At 46.2% G+C, this 19522-nt stretch carries 19 protein-coding genes and 1 pseudogene; all 20 read right to left on the reverse strand.

The annotated features are described in order from the left end of the window. Positions 1–13: 13 nt before the first annotated feature. On the reverse strand, positions 14–808 hold the full coding sequence (locus LKE05_RS11835; RefSeq protein WP_022230672.1) for an antirestriction protein ArdA: 795 nt from the start codon (positions 806–808) through the stop codon (positions 14–16). 9 nt (positions 809–817) lie between these two features. Beyond that, the gene (locus LKE05_RS11840) at positions 818–2881 is read right to left on the reverse strand and encodes a type IA DNA topoisomerase (protein ID WP_022230671.1); all 2064 of its coding nucleotides are present in this window, start codon (positions 2879–2881) and stop codon (positions 818–820) included. An 83-nt stretch (positions 2882–2964) separates the two neighbouring features. Continuing rightward, the gene (locus LKE05_RS11845; protein ID WP_022230670.1) at positions 2965–3276 is read right to left on the reverse strand and encodes a hypothetical protein; all 312 of its coding nucleotides are present in this window, start codon (positions 3274–3276) and stop codon (positions 2965–2967) included. Between the two features lie 85 nt (positions 3277–3361). After that, a complete protein-coding gene (locus LKE05_RS11850; protein WP_022230669.1) occupies positions 3362–3994 on the reverse strand; it encodes a DUF4366 domain-containing protein in 633 nt (210 codons plus the stop codon). Then, a complete protein-coding gene (locus LKE05_RS11855) occupies positions 3984–4262 on the reverse strand; it encodes a DUF4315 family protein (protein ID WP_022230668.1) in 279 nt (92 codons plus the stop codon). The genes LKE05_RS11850 and LKE05_RS11855 overlap by 11 nt, the downstream gene beginning before the upstream one ends. Before the next feature lie 21 nt (positions 4263–4283). After that, the gene (locus LKE05_RS11860; protein ID WP_022230667.1) at positions 4284–5030 is read right to left on the reverse strand and encodes an adenine nucleotide alpha hydrolase family protein; all 747 of its coding nucleotides are present in this window, start codon (positions 5028–5030) and stop codon (positions 4284–4286) included. A 1-nt stretch (position 5031) separates the two neighbouring features. Then, positions 5032–7566, reverse strand: a complete 2535-nt coding sequence (locus tag LKE05_RS11865; protein ID WP_147514647.1) for a C40 family peptidase — start codon at positions 7564–7566, stop codon at positions 5032–5034. 15 nt (positions 7567–7581) lie between these two features. Continuing rightward, positions 7582–8379, reverse strand: coding sequence for a hypothetical protein (locus LKE05_RS11870; protein ID WP_022230665.1), 798 nt, complete (start codon positions 8377–8379; stop codon positions 7582–7584). A gap of 195 nt (positions 8380–8574) precedes the next feature. Beyond that, positions 8575–9594 (reverse strand): DNA (cytosine-5-)-methyltransferase, encoded by a 1020-nt coding sequence (dcm, locus tag LKE05_RS11875; RefSeq protein WP_022230664.1) that lies wholly within the window; start codon positions 9592–9594, stop codon positions 8575–8577. After that, positions 9587–11974, reverse strand: coding sequence for a VirB4-like conjugal transfer ATPase, CD1110 family (locus LKE05_RS11880; protein ID WP_370816300.1), 2388 nt, complete (start codon positions 11972–11974; stop codon positions 9587–9589). The genes dcm and LKE05_RS11880 overlap by 8 nt, the downstream gene beginning before the upstream one ends. Next, the gene (locus LKE05_RS11885) at positions 11961–12395 is read right to left on the reverse strand and encodes a PrgI family protein (RefSeq protein ID WP_431835069.1); all 435 of its coding nucleotides are present in this window, start codon (positions 12393–12395) and stop codon (positions 11961–11963) included. Before LKE05_RS11885 ends, LKE05_RS11880 begins: the two co-directional genes overlap by 14 nt. Before the next feature lie 10 nt (positions 12396–12405). After that, the gene (locus LKE05_RS11890) at positions 12406–13275 is read right to left on the reverse strand and encodes a VirB6/TrbL-like conjugal transfer protein, CD1112 family (protein ID WP_022230662.1); all 870 of its coding nucleotides are present in this window, start codon (positions 13273–13275) and stop codon (positions 12406–12408) included. After that, a pseudogene (locus LKE05_RS11895) lies at positions 13275–13370 on the reverse strand (Maff2 family mobile element protein); the annotation flags it as partial. The gene LKE05_RS11890 and the pseudogene LKE05_RS11895, both read right to left, overlap by 1 nt. Positions 13371–13455: 85 nt before the next feature. Next, positions 13456–15081, reverse strand: coding sequence for a recombinase family protein (locus LKE05_RS11900; RefSeq protein WP_002594230.1), 1626 nt, complete (start codon positions 15079–15081; stop codon positions 13456–13458). A gap of 127 nt (positions 15082–15208) precedes the next feature. Beyond that, entirely contained in the window at positions 15209–15403 is a 195-nt protein-coding gene (locus LKE05_RS11905) for a transposon-encoded TnpW family protein (RefSeq protein WP_002594231.1), read from the reverse strand. Beyond that, complete coding sequence (locus LKE05_RS11910) at positions 15400–16254, reverse strand: ATP-binding protein (protein WP_002594232.1); 855 nt, start codon at positions 16252–16254, stop codon at positions 15400–15402. The genes LKE05_RS11905 and LKE05_RS11910 overlap by 4 nt, the downstream gene beginning before the upstream one ends. Further along, positions 16251–16991, reverse strand: coding sequence for a replication initiator protein A (locus LKE05_RS11915; RefSeq protein ID WP_002594233.1), 741 nt, complete (start codon positions 16989–16991; stop codon positions 16251–16253). The genes LKE05_RS11910 and LKE05_RS11915 overlap by 4 nt, the downstream gene beginning before the upstream one ends. A gap of 130 nt (positions 16992–17121) precedes the next feature. After that, positions 17122–17508 carry a cysteine-rich VLP domain-containing protein gene (locus tag LKE05_RS11920; protein ID WP_002594234.1) on the reverse strand — a complete coding sequence of 129 codons (387 nt, stop codon included), beginning with the start codon at positions 17506–17508 and terminating at the stop codon, positions 17122–17124. After that, a complete protein-coding gene (locus LKE05_RS11925; RefSeq protein ID WP_002594235.1) occupies positions 17498–19123 on the reverse strand; it encodes a relaxase/mobilization nuclease domain-containing protein in 1626 nt (541 codons plus the stop codon). Before LKE05_RS11925 ends, LKE05_RS11920 begins: the two co-directional genes overlap by 11 nt. Next, the gene (locus LKE05_RS11930) at positions 19095–19490 is read right to left on the reverse strand and encodes a plasmid mobilization protein (RefSeq protein WP_002594236.1); all 396 of its coding nucleotides are present in this window, start codon (positions 19488–19490) and stop codon (positions 19095–19097) included. Before LKE05_RS11930 ends, LKE05_RS11925 begins: the two co-directional genes overlap by 29 nt. Positions 19491–19522 lie beyond the last annotated feature (32 nt).

The following is a 19522-nucleotide window of genomic DNA, read 5'->3' on the forward strand; positions in this document are numbered from 1 at the left end:
CAGATACCAAACCTCATAGGCTCAAATCGTTTTTTTGCCTTAACGGTACGGATTGCGTCTTTTCGGATTTTGACTTATTTTCCGCAAGCTGCTGACGAATTGACGGCTTTTTTTCTTCTGTTTTTACAGCGTCTTTCTGTTCAGCTTCAATATCGGGTATAGAGCTTATACGGTATTCGTCAGGAATATCATCACGGCTGCCGTTGTATATCTCTTTAAAATCACTTTGATTACACACAACATAACCGTAATCCGTAAATACACCGTTTTCATTCAGCGCAGTATCATCTCCATACTCCTTATAATCAATGTAATTTTCCAATGCTTTCAGTGTGTTCATATCATAACAGCCCAATTCATTGATAAGGTAATATCCCAAATCATACTCGTCTGTAATATCTGGATATATTTCGTAGCAATCAAGATTTTCAGTTAGATTTATCAAATCCTGTACACTGTCTGAATGTTCGCCCATTTTAACGATAGCCTTAAAATGCTGTACTTCCGCGTCCGACATTTCATCTAATTTGTCTGCGAGATAATTTAATTCGTCAAGGCTCTCATATTCGCTCAACATATCATATATCCCGTCAATATAACAATCATAGTCTGTAATAAACCATTCCTCATACGGCGAACCGAATACATCTTTTCCGCCTATACCTATACGCCTAAATACATCTTGCATTTCATCAGGAGTAACAGGGAACTTCACCCATTCGCCTACTAAATATCCCTCGTTATATTTTCCAAGATTGGTAACATAAGCGGCCAAGTGAAAATCTGGTGTGCCTTCTGTATCTGCCATATATCAACCTCACTTTCCGTCAAAATCCAGCCTGAAATGTACATACTTATCGTTGCTGTCGATTAAAACCACGTCCGCGTCATAGGTCTTATCCTTTTTCTCGGAATACAAGCCTTTTACCTTTGTTCTGCCTTTTGCGAGCAAATCAGACGCCATTTTCTTTGTAATCTCTTTTCGCTTGCTTGTGAAAAACCTGTCATTTTTCCACATAACGAATTTACAGCTTTTATTAGCGCAATAAAAGTTATTTTTGCTTTCGTGTACGTCCGAACCGCAGCGGGGACATATACCGATAACCTCACGCGGCGCGCGGAATATCGCTCTGTCCTCGTCTGTGATGAATGAATATGTGGTTACAAGCTCCCTTGTCAAATCCTCAATTCCTTTCATAAACTGCTCCGGCGGATAATTGCCCTTTGCAATCTCGGCAAGGTTATTTTCCCAATCGGACGTTAGAATAGGTGATGTGAGCTTTTCGGGAAGAACGCTGACAAGACTTATACCGTTATGAGTTGCAACAATAGACTTGCCCTTACGCTCTGCAAAACCTGTCTGTACCAGCTTTTCTATAATTGCCGCTCTTGTCGCCGGCGTTCCCAAGCCCTTGCGTTCCGCTTCGTCCGTTGTTTCGGCGGCTCCTGCCGTTTCCATTGATGATAATAGAGTGTCCTCCGTAAACGCTTTCGGCGGTGAGGTATAACCCTCTTTGACTTCTGATGAAACGGTAACGGTTTCGCCTTTTGTAATACAAAATACATCTTCGGCGCGGTCTGTGTCCGAATGAATATATCTTTTAAAAAGCTGTTCGATATTTTTCCAGCCCTCAAATAAAATGATTTTACCCTTTGCCGTAAACTGTACGCCGCCGCACTCCAAAACTGCGGTAATCGTTTCATACTCATACGGGGAATTAACCGCACATAACAGCTTGCACATAATAAGGTGAAGTATATTACTTTCGCCGTTTGGTATTTCCGCCAAGCTGATATTTTCAATTTCTGCCGTCGGAATAATAGCGTGGTGGTCTGATACCTTTTCATTATTGAATAAGCAGAATGTATCAGGCTTAAAATCCGTACAGTTTGAGAACGGCGCGAATTTTGACGCTATATGAACGATTTTAATAACAGTATTGTGCATATCGTCCGTTAAATATCGGCTGTCGGTTCTCGGATATGTAATCAGCTTCTTTTCATAAAGCGATTGAGCATAGTCAAGCGTCTGTTTCGCCGTATATCCGAATATTCGGTTTGCTTCGCGCTGTAATGTTGTGAGGTCAAACAGTTTCGGCGCGCCTGTTTTCTTTTTCTCTTTAACAGCGGAAATACAAACGGCCTGCCTTTCGTGGCAAGCCGCTTGTAAATTCTGCGCTTCGTCTTTGTCGGAAATCTTATCGCTTACAGCCTTAATATTGCCGCCGTCAATTTCAACGGTATAATATTTTTCTTTCCTGAACATTGAAATTTTGCTGTCCCGTTCTGCTATCATAGCAAGGGTAGGCGTCTGAACGCGTCCTATATTCAAATGCTTTCTATACAGTGATGTAAACAGTCTTGTTGCGTTTATACCGATAATCCAATCAGCTTTTGCGCGGCATAACGCGGAATTATAAAGATTATCATACTCGCGTCCGTCTTTGAGGTTATTAAATCCCTCGCGGATTGCGCTTTCTTCCATTGAGGAAATCCATAAACGGAAGTACGGCTTTTTGCAGCCACACATATTATATACAAATCTGAAAATCAATTCGCCCTCGCGTCCTGCGTCGCACCCGTTTATAATCTCGGTTATGTCGTTTCGGTTCATTAAACCGCTGACAACCTTATACTGATTTTCCTTGCCCTTGTTTATGGCAAACTGCCATTTTTCAGGTAGGATAGGTAAATCCTCATATTTCCATACCGCGTATTTTTCATCATACGCCGCTGCGTCCGCCAAGCCTGCAAGATGTCCGATACACCAAGTAATGATATATCCGTTTCCCTCAAAATATCCGCTTTTCTTAGCGGTTATGTTCAAAGCCTTTGCGTAGCTCTGGGCTGCCGACGGCTTTTCCGCAATTACTAATTTCATTTATTTAATCATTCCTCCTTTATTTTTACATACAAAAACAGCACCCAACAATGAGTGCTGTTTTTGTGGTTGTATATTATCCTTTATAAAACAGTTATAATATCCTCTGAAATACCGTATTTTTTTGCAACTGCTTTTACTAACGCTCTTTCTGAATGGTATTCCGTATTATCCACTAATGTTTGGTCGTCATATAATTCCTCATCATCTTCATCAAATAACATTATATGCTCAACTCGATATATGCCAATTAAGTTTTCTGGCATTTCTATGGATAATTCAACACGTCCTATTTCTCCTATTACATCAGGTAGTCCGCTATCATCTACCGCCCAAACTTCACCATCACTAACTACAATCATTCCATTACCTGTATATTCATCAACCTTACTCATATACAATCTCCTTTCTACTTGTTAGTAAGTATAAAATTTCTTGAATAAATATTATATCATAAACAAAGTAATATTGCAATATATTTTATTCATCTTCTGTATATGTATCGTCCTCGTTTTCGGTTTCCTCGTCCTCGCCGTCGGTAAATTCAAAATCTTCCAAATCGGGGGCGTTTTCCATATTCTTTTTTGGAAGATAAACCTTGAAATAGTACGCGCCAAGACCGCCTATACCTATAATCGCAATCAGAATAAGCATTATACTTGAATTGCCTGACTTTGATTTATCGGTTTTCGGCGCGGTTTTCGTCTTACCGTCCGGCTCCGCCGACGGCGACGCCTGCGCCTGCGGTGTAGGGCTTGCTTTTACTGCTGCGGGTACTGCCGCGCTGTTTTCCTTTGCAAGCGCTTCAAGGTCGGATATATCAACCTTATTCAAGAAATACACATTATCGTTTACATTCTGCTTGTCGATAACGATAAAAAATACGCTGCCGTCCTTTGCGGTTACGCTTATAAACTGCAATTTATCACTGTCGGAAATGTTGTCTACAACGTGCCCCGCGCCCGCTGTTGATATGGTACGCGCCGGCTTCGGCGTTTCCGTTGCCGCCGGCGCTGCTGCTGTACTGTCATAGTTTGCGTGTGCGGTTATTCCGCACATTCCGCCAAAGCATAATAAAGCTGCTGATAATATCGCAATAATTTTATTCTTCATTCGTGCCGTCCTCCTGCTGCTCGTTTTCCTCAATAGCCTTTAATTCCTCCTCGTACTCGTCGGGAAGAAGAACATCACCCTTTGCATACGCGCTTAAAAGTACGGTAAGCTGGGGAGTGCTAAGTTTAACAGCCTTAACGAGATTTACAATCTGCAAATTCTCGGCTTCGACTTTCTGCGCTTCAAGATTGCGTAATTTTTGCTGATACTCGCTTATCTTTGCTTTTGTCCTTATAATATCCTTTTCGATTTTTTCAAGTGTTGCCATAATTAAAATACCTCCATAAAATTAAATTTTTTGTTTTGCGATAAATTCATCAATCTTTTTATCGACTTCGGAAAATGTATTCCCATATTTGAACTTTTGACTTGCAAGGTTTTTGTCCTTTGATAATATTTCAAGCTCATTCCATAGGTCAGGGTGGTATTGCTTCAAATATGCAAACTCGCCGTAAGTCGCGTTAGGACAGAACCAACAACCGCCCCTTTTGTGATACTTATATATTGGGGACAGCAAATCATACTTGCTGCATAAATCATAAGCCATTTGTTCAGTATAGCCATATTCGGCAAGTAATGATATTTTATTTGTACCGTCAAGCCTTGTAAGCCTCGCCGGTTCGTCTGCGGCTATTCCGACATATTGTACAAATCCGCCATTTACATTTTTCAAATAATCCTGAATTGCTTTTATTTTTATACGGCTGTTAATTGTACACATTCCACCTATCGGAAAACCGCTTTTTCTTCCATTTCTTAACGGATTTTTAGATTTTGTGATTATCTGATGAAAACAATCTAAATAATCTTTTGTCGCGTGTAATATTTCAACCGTATAACCCCATTCTTCAAAAACGGGAATAGCTCTGTTTTTGATAAAGTCTATATGTTCGGGTAATTCGCCTGAAATACCGCGTTTCTTATCAAACATTACCTCGCTGAAAATGACGGTTGACGGCGGCAAGTTATGAATATGACTAAGTATTATTGCCGCCGTACTGTCCTTGCCACCGCTCCAACTGTAAAGATAACGCATATCAACCGCCCCCAAGTCTGCCAAAGGCGTAAAAATGCGAACTCCAATAGGAACTATCAATACTCGCGTACTGAATAGGGTTGCCGCAATGTATCATCATACCGTTACCGACAAATATTCCGACGTGGGTTACAGGCTCGCCCGCGTTATATGTGCCTGTAAAAAATATAATGTCGCCGGGTTTTGCGTCCGCTCTTGACACAACCGCGCATTGATTAAAAATACCCTGCGCTGTTGTACGGGATAGAGGATATACGCCTGACGCCTGATATACCCAGCATACAAAACCGCTGCAATCAAAACTCGTTGACGGTGAAGAACCGCCCCATACATACGGATAACCTAAGTATTTTTCGGCTTCCGTTATAAGACGTCGGAATGTAGCGTCGTTTAATGCTTCGCCGGGTATGGTATAACTCGGCGGCGCTGCCGGATTAGAATAAATATCGTCCGCAAATAAATAATCGCGGTTGCCCTTGCTTTCAAGATATATACCGTATAATTCCCGCTGGTCGTCCGTAAGGTTCGTATTTGTAAGCATAGTAATATTCTTGTTTACAAGCGTAACATTGAGTATTTTATATTCCTTGTCGTTGCCCTCGTCGTCCGTCCTTGTTTCCGTCTGAGATGTAAGCGTTAATATATACTGCTGTTCAAACAAATCATCAAGCGGCTGTTTTACATCATCAAAAGTGAAATCCATATACAACGCCGTGAGGTAGGAAATGAGCTCATACGGATTATGGCCTATCTGCGCCAAATCGTAATTGTATTCGTCATAACCTCCGTAATCGCGTTCAATATTGTTTATCTCACTTTGTAAACCGCTTTCAAGGTCTTTGTAATAGTTTTCCGCCGCGTATATATCTTCGTCCTCCGCAAAGTATGACGATACCATAATTGAGTTAAAGCCCGTTGTACCCATAACCGCGCAAGATGAAATTGTAGTTGCTATCCAAGCAATTATTAAAGCAATAGCAAGAATGACGCCGAATACCTTTTTATGACGCTTTATAAATTCAACAACGTACACCGTAACGTCCTTTGTGGTCTTTGCGGCTCGTTTTGCCTTTTTAGCGTTCTGTTCGGCGCGCTTCGCCTGCTGGTATTTTTTCTTAATCTGCTTTTTCTGAAAAAATTTCCTCAAAGCTGATTTTTTCTTGAAATCGGGATTATCCGCAAGTGTTTTTTGAACAAAGGCCTTTGCTTCCGCTTTCTCTGCTCTGAATTGCAGACGCGCCGCTTTTTTATACGGCGCGTTTTTGCGGTTTTGTATAATCATACGCCCTGTACGGTTTCCAAACCGTAAAATGCTTTCGGCTTTCTGTTCTGTCTTATGCGCGGCTTCAATTCCTGTATTTTCGTGTTCTGTTTCGCTCACTTTTGAATGTGCCTTGTTTAATACGGTCATACCTGCCATATCCGCCGCATTTTTTACAGGGGAACGGTGGTATATATCGGATTGAGGCTTAATCTCTTTTTCAAATTTCAGACGGGTTTTAGCTTTCTTTTTCTTTTCATCATAAACACGCTGCTTTTTAACCTTGCGCTTATGAGGTAATTTGTTTTGTGCTTTTTCCGCCTTGCCTTTGAGCTTATCGGCTTTCGCCTGCGCCTTTTCCGCTCGCTTAAACTGAAAATCGCCCTTTTCGGGAATATCTAAAACAGTATCGGCGTTTTCCGCCGACTCTGTTTTGGATTGCTTTTCCTGATATAAGCGGTTTTTGCTTCCGGCTGTCTGTTTTTCGGTTTTATCCTCTGACGGACGGAATGAAAATTCCGTCTTGCTTTCCCGCGTTTCAAAAACAAAATCCTCTTTTTCCGTTACTCTGTCAAAAACCGTATCGCCTGCGTCAACCGCTTCTTTGATGTTGTACTCTGCTGTTTTTTCGGTCTTGACGCGCTTTTTCTGATAGGCTCGGTTTTTATCCGGCTGCTTCGGATTGCCGTCTGCGGAATCCTTTTCGGAATCCGCGCCGAGCTGAAAATCCGAATTGCCGTTTACACGGTCAAACGCTTCATCAGGATTATGTGTTTGCTCGGTAAAGTCATAATTTCCGTTATCTTTTAAGGCTTCGGCACTATCCGGCTGCGTTTCTTCCGCCGTACTATCTGCGGAATGTTCAGTAATATCAACATCAAATTTCTTTTGATTAAATTTGCGCTGATACCGTTTATTTCTTGCCGCCGTAGTTACGGCATTAGAAAAACCGCCACTTTTGGGCGGCTCGTTTGTCGGCGGGGAATATGGTATATCCGGCTGACTATCAAGGTTAATATTCTCTAAGTCCTCTTGCTGTTCTGTATTATTTTCGGTAGGCTTTAATATTTCCTGACTGTCTGACGGATTTTGTACGGTAGAAGTATCAAGCGGCTTTTCGGTATCTAAAAATTTCTGCTGATACCTATTATGTTCTGAAGAAGTAAAGGGCTTCGCGCTGCCTTTTGCGCTCTGCCGTCCGAGAACGGTATCGGCTTCAACCTTTTTTGAAAAATCCGTGTCCTTATTCCGCGCCTTAAATTCATTGTCTTTCATTCATTACCTCCGCTGTTAAAGTTCGAGATTATCGCGCTTTTTTGTCTGCGTCGGCTTCGGCACGCTTTTCTCTGCCGCCTTAATGGAATTTAACTCCTTGCGGATTGACGGCTTTTTATCTGCGCTTCGGCTGATATTTTCCGTCTTTGCCGCTTCCTGAGCTTTTTGCATTTTCTCTGTAACATATCCGGGTAGAAGATGTTCGTGTACCATAAAGGATTTTTCATATTCTTTCGGAATGGGCGGGGAAATTTCCGTGAATAAATGTGAATAGGCTTTTATTCTGCCTTGTATATATTTTTCCGCTTCCGCCTTATCCTTAAATGAGCGTTCTTGTTCTGCAATACAGTTATTATGACCAACTGGACTATTTGTGCCAATAGACCATTTCACTTCCCAGCGTCTTGTTTTTTCTGAACGCCAGCTTGTGTAATCATACATACGGTATGTCATTTTATATACCATATTACTGATAGATGTACAATCGTAGTTATAACAATCTCTGTCGTTTACCCATTTATTTGAAGAATGCGAAACCTCCGGTACTTGCAAATACTCAATAGCCCTGTCAAATTGTCTTGTAATTGCCGCTTTTTTTTCCCAATCCCGCGCTGACTGCCGTACTTTTTCAAAGGCGGCTGTTTCTTTTTTGACGTTATTATCACGCATAGCCTGTATTTTTTCAAGCGGTTGTGAAATCAAATTCAATATATCGGTTTCATTAACGATTATGGTATGCTCAACTTTAAGTGTGGCGCCGGCTGATAAATCGTCATTTTCATAAGTACGGTAATTATCGTAATCTTTGTACATATATACCTCCTGACATTTTTTATTCTAATTCCTTTAATCGGATAGGGCTTACAATCTCATAGCCGCGTCTTGCGGCAAGCTCGGCAATATCGGCAATCAGCTTTTTGCGTTCCGCGCGCTCTATATTCCTGATTGCTTCATACGCCGTAAAATCCTTGCACCCGCTGCCGTTAAGAAAATCCTTGTTTTCTCTGCTTATATCTGCTCACCTCCAAACTCACAATATTTCTTACATCTTCCCGTTTCAATATCTGAAATGAATTTAAGTATAGGGAACACCTGCGGAGGACATACGGCATTACCTAAGGCTTTTAGCCTGTCGGCTCTGCCGTCCGTCCTGTCCGTTATACGCGGAACGCCGACAGGTTCCCGTTCCCACAACTTAAATCCGTCCATTGCTTCGGGAACCCCATTAACCATTCCACCCAATCGGGATTGAGCGCCGCCGTCTCCGACTGCGGCTGTTCCTCTAATATCACCTGCGCCGCAAGGTTCGCCCCGTCCTTGCTTTTCCTCATTACCTCCGGCGGAAATTTTGACCTTATCCCGTCCGACGCTACCGGCGTCATATAGAACACCGCCGCCGACAGCGGAAGGCTCCAGATTGCGCCGTTTTTGTTCTTCTTCCGAAATATCCCGTTGTCTGAAAGATACACATTCATATTTACAGCCGCCGTCTGCTTTTTGTTGTTGTCGGAGGCAAGCGGAGTGGGAAACATCAACGCCGACGATAAAAGTTCTTGTGCGCTGATGCCACGCGCCGACACCGCAAGCTGGTAATACGAATGTTTGAACAGTGTAGCCCGCTTTTTCCAAGTCAAAAATCGTTTTGTCGAGCCCCATATTGATGAACCCAGCAACATTTTCGCCAAGCACCCAGCGGGGCTTGAGCTCTGTAATGACGCGGCACATTTCAGGCCACAAGTAGCGGGTATCTTCAAACCCTTTTTGTTTCCCCGCGCTTGAAAACGGCTGACAGGGAAATCCGCCGCTAATGAGGGTAACGCTGTTTCGTCCTGTTTTTTCAAAAAATACCTCCTTTGTTAGAGTTGTAATATCACGAAATCGGGGCACGCGAGGCCACCGCTTTTCAAGTATGGAAGTCTGGAAATCCGCCCATTCACATTGGCAGACGGTTTTAAACCCCGCTGCTTCTGCGGCGAGGTCTATTCCGCCTATACCTGTAAACAGGCTTAAATGCGTTAAATCATTCATCTTTCTGTATTTCCTCCGGCTTCGTCGTCATATACGAATACAGCTTCAAGTCTTTCGGGAAACGGTCTACAAACGGAATGATTACATTTCCGTAAAATAAAAGTCCCTCGCCCTCGCCCGACTGCGTTACATACGATAATTGGTGAGGGGATATATTAAGCTGCTTCGCTAAAATCTGTCTGTCGCCGCCTGCCTGATTGAGCATATAGATAAAATCGGAATTTTCAAAAATATTCTCAATCTCTCTTGACGATAACAGGTCTTTGACATTCTGCGTTATGCCTGTCGGAATACCGCCCCATTTACGAAAGCGTTTCCAAATCTCAACCGAATATGCCGCCGTCTGTTCCTCCTTTAACAGTAAATGAAATTCGTCTACATAATACCGCGTCGCCTTATGCTCCGCGCGGTTAATTGTTACTCTGTTCCATACCTGATCCTGAACAATCAGCATACCCAGCTTTTTAAGCTGCTTGCCGAGCTCTTTAATGTCATAGCAGACAATACGGTTATTTACATTTACATTTGTACGGTGATTAAACACGTTTAATGAACCGTTTACATACAAATCAAGCGCCGACGCGATACGCTGCGCTTCCGGCTCCGGCATAGCTTTAAGCTCGTTATATAAATCTTCCAAAATCGGCATTTTAGACGGTTCGGGATTAGCGAGGTACGGACGGTATATATTTATAACCGCTCTGTCAATCACGCTTTTTTCAATCGGTTCAAGTCCGTTCTTGCCGCCGACAATAAGCTCACACAATGAAAGTATAAAATCTGATTTTAATTGTACGGGATTTTCGTCCTCGCTGTAATTGAGGTTAATGTCCATTGGATTGATATAATCGTGCGAGTTCGGGGAAATCCGTATAATCTGACCGTTAAGCCTTGACACAAGCGGCGCGTACTCCGCTTCCGGATCGCATATAATTATATCGTCCTGCGTTACAAGGAAAGCGTTAGCAATCTCTCTTTTCGCGCTGAATGATTTACCACTGCCGGGTGTGCCTAAAATTAAGCCATTCGGATTTTTGAGCTTCTTTCGGTCAACAAGTATCATATTATTTGATAATGCGTTTAAACCGTAATATAACGCTTCATCGCCGGCTTGAAAAAGCTCCTGCGTAGTAAAGGGTACAAAAATAGCGGTTGACGAGGTAGTCAATCCGCGTTGTATCTCTATTTGATTTAATCCGATAGGCACGCTTGACATTAGCGCCTGTTCCTGCTGGAAGTCAAGACGCTTTAATGCACAGTTATATTTTTGAGCGATACCCTGCGCCGCGAAAAACATATTATCAAGTTTTTGTTTGTTATCCGCCGTATTCATCACAAGAACAGTAACAAGGAACATTCTTTCATTTCTGCTCTGCAACTGCTCTAATAAATTCTTTGCTTCACCGCCGAATGTCGCAAGGTCTGACGGTATAATATCCATATCATAACCGCTTCTGACCGCCTTTTTCTGTTCCTCAATCTTCATCTTGTCAAGGTCGGTTATTTTCCGCTTGACCGTCTTTATAGCTTCCGACTGGTCGATAGACTTAATATGAATATTTACGCCTATTCCCATATCGAGGTCGAGGAAATCCGCAAGCATACGGTCTGTTAATTCAGGCGCGAGTATCTGTAAAAATGATACAGTTCCAATTCTGCCGCCCATTCCAAACGTGCGGCTGTCGCGGAAATCAAACGAGGTAGGCGCAATAAAATCCTTTGAGGAAAGCCCCGTCTTATGTACCAAATCCCAATGAAAGCCGAATTTGTCTTTTTCGCCCTCATTGAAAGTACAGTGTAAAAGCTCTAAACGCTCTAATCCGTTAAGCGGTCTTGCCTGTACGCCAAGAGCCTTGAAGTTGCCGAGTATATCTGTTTCGATACGCTCTAACTTCTGCTTAGCCGCCTTTAAGTTATCCGCTTCAATTCCGAATGTGATAAATTTGCGCTTTATAATACCGTTGTTTCCGCGCGACAACTGATTTTTGAGCATACCCATATACTCAATGCGTATGTCATTAAAATTGTCTGCCTGTTCGGGAATATGTACGGCTTTTTCATACTCCGCCATATCGACAGTCTGATTGAGGAAAGAAAACTGTACAGAAATTGACTGGTCGAAATAGTTAAGAAAATCGCAGTAGTTTTCAAATATCTCGTTTTTATCCTCATTCCTTGCAAGCTGATAATTTATATCGAAAAACTGAATTGTTTTTGTAAAATAATTATCCTTGACTTTACATATCCCGTCCGGGTACATTTCCTTATATGGAATAGTCTGCTGTGCTGACGCTGCGCGCCTGCCCTGCATTTGCGCTTTTCTGATAGCTGCCGCAATAGCCTTTTTCTGTCGTGCTGAAAGCGGCTTATTCGCTGATATTATGTGCTTTTTCTTTTGTTTTGGTCTTGTGTTTGTATTCTGCTTCGGCAATTATTTTGACCTCCTTATCAAGTTTAATTTGGTTCATAATTGCCGAATACATATTATTTGTTTTATACGGTCTGACTCTCGGCGTCAAAAATCTTGACCGTATATAATTTCTTAAAATCTTTTCTGCCGGCTGTCCGTCCTTTTCGTACATAGCGAGGAAGAAGAACGGCAAGGCCGCGATTACAAGCGTCATAACCGCGCCGGTTGTGCCAAGCGCGCCGCGCGTAAGAAAGTATGTCGGAACAGCGACAGCGGCCGCAAGTCCAAAGCATATAAGCTGACGCTTCGTAAGGTTAAAAGCTACCTTTGTTTTTACGGTAGTTAAATCTTTTGGTACGGGAACATAAGGAATAAAAATTCCCCCTTTCATTTTTTTATTTTTAATGTGCGTTAAATATTGACTTTGACAGATTACCTGTCTTGAACAGGGAAAAGCATAGTACAACCGTATATGCCGCAATCGTAAATATGGTAGTATGCAGATTATTGGTTACAACAAAACCGTTTACCAACGCCGCATAAATGCCTACGCATACCATAATGAAAAATCCCTGAAAGCCTAATGCCACAAGTCCGCGCAAATAGTTATTTCCCATTTGCCCCCATTCGCGATTAGTCATTGTCGCAAACGGGATAGCTCCAACCGAGCAATATAAATAAATCTCTATCATACGTCCGAATATTACGACGGTAATACAAACGGATAGAATTTTCATACATAAACTAACAAGCGAGGTTTCCAAAACTAATAGGAACAGTTCGCCCATTCCCATAGCTTCAAGAGTAGTTCGTATGTCGGCAAGCGCGGAAGATATATCAATGTTCGTGTTCGCACCGATTACCCCCGCGCTGTTCGTTACAATATGCTGCGCAACGTCAAATACCGCCATAGTAATGTCAAAGGTGTGGGTAACAATATAAATTGCTACCCCAGCCTTTAAGAAATATTTGAAGAACATAAACGTGTCTATATCGTGCATATTGTTCTTTTCCGTAATCATAGTTATTAGCTCATAGCATAAGACAAAGGCTATAATAAGCCCCGCAATCGGCAGAATAACCGTCTGAGAAATATTCTGTATCAAAGAAAATATGCTTGCGTTCCAGCCCTGCGGCGTCTGTCCGACGTCCGCCGCAATCGTGGCGACTTTCTCGTTTACGTCATTAAACATTGTTGATAAACTACCCTCAATAAGCGAAATCAGAAAATCGCAAATCGCTTGTGTAATTTTATCAATTATTGAGTTCATCAGCTAAACAGCCCTGAGAGCAAGGGAACAAGTGTAGTTCCAATCAGCACGACGCCGCCGCCCGCCATAAGCTGTTTAATTCCCTGCGACTTTGCTTATGTGTGATAAAGAAGTAATAGAAGTGTAAAAAATTTTGCCGTTCCTATCCGGCACATGAGGTATGTCGGATAGGTCGGGCGGTTAGGTGTCGGGCAGTTCTACCTTGCCGACAAAAGAATAATAGATTTCGATTTCCTGTCTGCGTAACTTGCCCCGGCGTTTCCCGTCAAGGGCAACGCTTTCATGGACAACGATTTTCTCCACAAACTCCCGCAGCAGAGTAGGGGTAAGTTCTTCAATGGTAGTGTGCCTGCGTACCACATTCATAAACTTTTCAGCGTTTGCGGTGGCTTCCTGCGCTTTGGAAAGTTCTTCCCGCAGTCTGGCGGCACGTTCTTTCAGTTCTTTCTGCTCGGCTTCATAGTCTGCCGACAGCTCTGTGAAACGCTCGTCCGATATGCGCCCGGTTACGCTGTCCTCATACAGCCGCTTGAAGATAGCAGATAACTCGGCTATGCGTTTCTCGGCGGCTTCCAGCTCCTTTTTCTTGGCGGCGTTCCTGCGTCTGTCCCCGTCCTCATTCTGCTCGATTAAAAGCTTCATAAACCGGGCTTCATGCTTTGCCGCATAGCTGGTAACTTTCCGCAGATTGGAGAGTACGCCAGCGGTCAAGAGGTCAGTGCGGATAAAGTGCGCTGTGCAGTCGGCGGTGCGTTTCTTGTAGCTTCCGCAGATATAACAGTCCTGCTTGCGCTTGTCCGTCTGGTATCGCTGCTGGTACATGACGCTGCCGCAGTCGGCACAAAAGAGTATGCCGGAGAACAAGCCCACTTCGTCATAACGGTTGGGGCGTTTGCGCTGCTTGCGTAACTCCTGCACCCGTTCCCACGTTTCCCGGTCAATGATAGGCTCATGGTGGTTCTCAAAAACCGCCTGCTTTTCCGGGGGATTTTCTATGCTGTGTTTCAGCTTGTAGGACGGCTTCTCGGTCTTAAAGTTTACCAGACAGCCCGTATATTCCCGGTTTTCCAGCAGATGAACCACGGTATTGGTCGCCCACTTGCACTCATAGCCGGGGTGGTAGCGGCGGGTGCTGCCCGTCCTGCGGTATTCCAGCGTCCCCGGCGTGGGGATTTGCTGCTCGGTCAGCATACGGGCTATCTTGGTCGGACCGTTCCCGGCAAGGCAAAGGCTGTAAATCTGCCGTACCACCGGGGCGGCTTCCTCGTCAATGATAAAGTTTTCGTCCTCGTCCATGAGGTAGCCATAGACGGGCTTGCTTGTGATGGGCTTTCCGCTCATGCCCTTAGAGCGTTTTACTGCCTTGATTTTCTTGCTCGTATCTCTCACCAGCCATTCGTTAAAAATGTTCCGCAGCGGGGCAAAATCATTTTCCCCCTGTGCGCTGTCCACTCCGTCATTGATAGCGATGAAGCGGACACCTTTCTGTGGGAAAATCATTTCTGTGTACATTCCCACCTGTAAGTAGTTTCGCCCTAACCTCGACATATCCTTGACGATAACTGTCCCGACTTTCCCTGCTTCAATGTCTGCAAGCATGGCTTGAAATCCGGGTCTTTGAAAGTTCGCACCGGAATAACCGTCGTCGGTGTACCAGCGCAGATTAGAAAATCCATTCTGTTTGGCATAGGTTTCCAAAATCCTCTTTTGGTTGGAAATGGAATTGCTCTCGCCTTGCAGCTCGTCCTCATGGGACAGTCTTGGGTAAAGGGCGGTAATGAGTTGCTGGGTGGTCTGTCTTAACATAAATTCCTCCGTTTCCGACAGCCAGCCCCACTATTCCGTACCTTGATTGTACCACATGGGGCGGCTGTCTGTATAGCGGCAAAAGCGTCAAATCTGCTTCTTTACGGTCGGTAAAAATGACGGTTTTTCAATCAGGCTTATCACAGGTCAAATATCCGGCGGCGGCTTCTGCTTCCAGCACTTTCATCATCTTGTCAGCGGCGGTGTCGGTCGCCCCCTCCTTGAAAAAGCCAGACACCACAAGGATTGTGTTGCCTATCCTCGTTTCGGTCACGCAGTCCGGGCGGCGGGCAGGGCGTTTGTTTCTCTGGGTGTCGGTCATAGGCAAATCTCCTTTCCGGCAAGCAGCCGTTTCAGCTGTTCCATTTTTCCCTGTGCGGCGGCTTTCCTCAAATTCTCCCCGGTAAAGCAGAGAGGGGAACACATTTCAAGCAGGCGGTCATAAATCCGGGCGTGGGCGGTGTCCTCCGGGTGCTGCAATTCCTCCAGCGTGAGGTTGGTCGTCACAATCAGCGGCTTCCTGCTCCGGTAGCGGCTGTCAATCACATTGTAGACCTGTTCCAGACCGTATTCTGTGCCACGCTCCATTCCAAAATCGTCAATGATGAGCAGGGGGAAGCTGCAAAGGCGGGAAATATATTCGTTCCTGCCCGCAAAGCTGGCGGCAAGGTCGTTTAATATTGCTGCAAAGTTTGTCATGCACACCGGGACTTCCTGCTCCATGAGGGCGTTTGCAATACACCCGGCAAAATAGCTTTTCCCAGTGCCTACCCTGCCCCACAAGAGCAGCCCGTAGTTCCCGTCCTTTATCTGTTCCCAGCGTGCCACATATCCGGCGGCGTTCTTCATCTGCGGGCAGCTGCCGTTATCGTTGGCAAATGTCCAGTCCTGCATGGTCTTGTCTGTAAAGCCCTGCCGTTTCAGCCGTTCCACCGTTTCAAGGTGGCTGCGCCGCTTCTCGGCGGCTTCCCGTTCCTTACGGGCTGCCCGCTGGCAGTCGCACTCTGACGGGTGGCGGTCACGCCCGAAAAAGGTCTTGCCCTCCGGGAAATAGGCTTCTTTGGGTTTCCGGCATTTGCCGCAGTATAAAAGCCCGTCCTCCCCGGTGTAATCCTCCGGCTCGGCTGTGGTGTCGGTCATAGGCAGTATGGTGTTGTGGATTGTATCGGTCATAGGCTTTCTCCCTCCTTGAATGAATAGTCCGGTATGCCTTTCTTTGGCTTCTCTTTGGCAGCGTCCTCCTGCGCCCACTTGTAAATGGTGGCTGCATGGCTCTGGTACTGCTTCCCGGTGGAAGCGATGTGGCAGGAAAGGCGGTCAAGGTAATACTCCCACTTGCCGGGGAAGTCCTGTTCCAGCTCCAAAAGTTCTGTGTCAGAAAGAAATACATTTTTATATCTGCCATAAGCGGCGGGGGGCTGCCCCTCACTCGCTCCTTTTGTTTGGCTCTCTATTAGGTTGTTTATATTAGTTTGGTTAGGGGACGGTTTTCCGACCGTCATAAGGTCAGTTTTCCGGCTGTCAGTTGGTCGGTTTCCCGCCCTTATGAGGGGCGGTTTTCCGTCCGTCAGTTGGTCGGAAAACTGTACCACTGGGATAGGCGGCACTTTCACATACAGACGGTTGGCGGCAGAAAAGCCCGTCCGTCTGCGTTCCAGCAGCCCGGCAGCGTCCAGTTCGTTCAGTGCGCCCTTTATGGTGGTGCAGCCTTTATCCAGCATTTCCGCTATCTCTGCTATGGGGTAGACAATGTATGTCCGTCCCTCGCTGTCCTGCCAGCCGTTCTTCTGCGAAAGGGTGGAACGGTCTAACAGCAGCGCATATAACTCTCTTGCGGTGTGGGATAGGTCTGTTTCCAGCAGGAAACGGGGGTAAGGCAGGTAAGCGGGCAGCTCCGTTCCTGCGGTCATATAATCAGCGATAGGGTTCACCTCCTTGTGGTGTCTGTCTGTGGGTTCTGTTACGCTTTTAGGGGGCGTTTTTAAGGGAAAAGGATAAATGTATCACGCACCCTTTGACACCCTCCAAAAAAGCCTTGATTTATGCGGGTTTGAAATGCCCTAAAGCGTGACATTTCTCCCTTTGTTTCCGCTTCCGTTTGGCGGCGTTTATCCGCTTCATGCGTCCGGCGCAGTCCGGGCAGTATTTCCCCCGGTTGGATTTTGGGAAGAAGAACGCCCCGCAGACAGCGCAGCGTTTCCGGCTTCCCCGGCGCAAGAGGGCGGCTTCCAGTGCTTCATCAAGGGGCAGGACAGCGGCGGTAAACCAGCGGCAGAGCAGCGAATAGCTGATACTCTGTACACACACGCAAGGCTCGCCGTCCTCCAACAGCAGGCAGTTCCCGCTGTCATAGTTGCAGCACTCATGCACAAGGCGGCGGGCTGCCCGGTACTGGCGGTAGTCCATGCGGGGGATATTACCGTTCATGGCTCTGCTCCTTTCTGCGCTGCGGCTCGCTCCGGCGTAAAATCTGGTCGATATTGCCCTTGACAGTCTGCAAGCGGCGGTACTCCTCCCGTTTTGCCCGGTAATCGTTGTAGCCGCTGTTTTTCTCTTTGATAAGGCTTTCAATCTCTGCTTGCAGGGATTTATAGCTCGGCAGCTTGGAAATGCCGTTCTCCCTGAAATAGCGGGCGGCTGCGTCTGCTATGATAAAGTCACTTTCATGCTTCTGACGGTAGGCTGCTTTTGCTTTGGCGTTTTTCTGCTGTTTCAGCCCGTCCCGGACAGGGCGGGTCTTGGAATAGGCAAGCACCTGCCGTTGCAGCTCCTTTTTCCCGTTCAGCGTCTTTTCCACCTGCTTCAACCACGCAAGGCTTTCCTGCATGGCGGCATAGGCGGCAGAACAGGCTTCGTCCAGTTCCTCCGGGGAGGAAAAGCCGTACTGCTGATAGGCGGTAACGGTAGCTGCCATTTGCTTTAGGTTGTGCTTTGCCGCCCAGCGGTCATAGCCCACGCCCTTGCCCTCGGCTCGCTTGGCTTCCCGGTCAACCATGCGCTGCAAGGTGTTGTCTGCCGGGGTGGTTTTTGCAGCTTTTTCCCCTTGTAACGGCTTTTTAACTGCGGCAGGGTATTCGGGTATGGCTTTGGTCTGTTCGGCAGCTCTGTGGGCGTTCTGCGTGAGCAGGGCAAGGACAGCAGCCTTGTCAAAATCGTCCCCCAGCTTTCGGGCTGTGATAGGCTTTGTCCTGTCCGGCGTGAGGTAGGAAAGCCGCCCCCGGCTCTCCTTGACGGTCACACCCTCCCGCAGCAAAAGGGAAGAAAACTCGTCAAAGCTGCCAGCTTGGGAAAGTGCCTGCCGTATCGTCCGGCGCAGCTTCGCCTTGTCCGTTTCAAACTTGGTGGGCTTGGTCGGCTGTCCGGCGGCTTCTCTGGCGGCGTTCTCTTTGTCAAGGGCAAGCTGCCCTTTCTTTGCCGCCCAGTATTCCCGTTCGGTTATCCGTTCCTTGCTGCCGTTCAAGAGGTCGATTTGGTAAAGCCCCTCCCGGTGGCACATTTCCATGACTTCGCTCTTGAAATATTCCATAGCGGCGTTGGTGCAGCGGTGCTTGCAGCCCTCCAGCGTGTCGGCTGGTCTGTCCATGTAGGGCAGAAGCGGGACTTCGTAAATCCGCAGGGAGTTGATGACGATATGCACATGGATATTCCCGCTGTGGTTATGCCCGTCCGGGTGGGTGCAGATTAGGGCTTGGTGTCCGGGGAAATGCTCCTTGCAGAACTGCTCGCCCAGCTCCTGCGCCCGGTCTACGGTCAAGCCGTTGTCTGTCCCGTCCCGTGGGTCAAAGCTGATGATATAGTGGTGGCTTTTCACATCTTCCCGTTTTTGGTTTTTCTCATAGCGGAGATTGGCTCGCATACAGGCAACAGCGAAATCCTCGCCCCCGCAGTTGAGGGAAGAAATGCGGTAATCCTCCCTCGGTATCAGCCGCCCGTTTTCATCAAGGGTGGCTTTCATGGTAAACTCGTCATGCTCAAATGTGAGATAGGCTTCCGCTGCGCCATAGTCGGCGTTTTTAGAGCTGATATGTTTGAATGTTGCCAACAGCGTCACCCACTTTCTGCAAGACTTCAAACTTTAGGGCAGCAAGGTCGGAAACCGCCGCCCGTACCTCCCCGGCAAGCTGCGGATAGGGACTGTGCCACTCGTTCAGCGTCCGGGCTATCTGGTTTAAGTTGCCGCCGATCCTCCCGTATTCGGCGGTCAGCTTCCCGACAGCGGCAAGCAGCTCGTCATTGATGGGGGAAACGGTTATGATGGGGCGTATGGCTGCCCCGGTTATGGCTTGCCGGATAAACTCGGCTTGGCTCATGTGGTAAGCAGAAAGCCGCTGGGCAAACTCGGCGTATTCTTCCTCGGTCATGCGTGTTTTGACTACCCGGCTGCGGTGCGGCGTGTTGTATCGTTTCATAGGTGGTTGACCTCCTTTCTGTGCGTGGTGTC

Origin of the sequence: Hominilimicola fabiformis (genome assembly GCF_020687385.1) — a bacterium.
GTDB lineage: Bacteria > Bacillota > Clostridia > UBA1381 > UBA1381 > Hominilimicola > Hominilimicola fabiformis.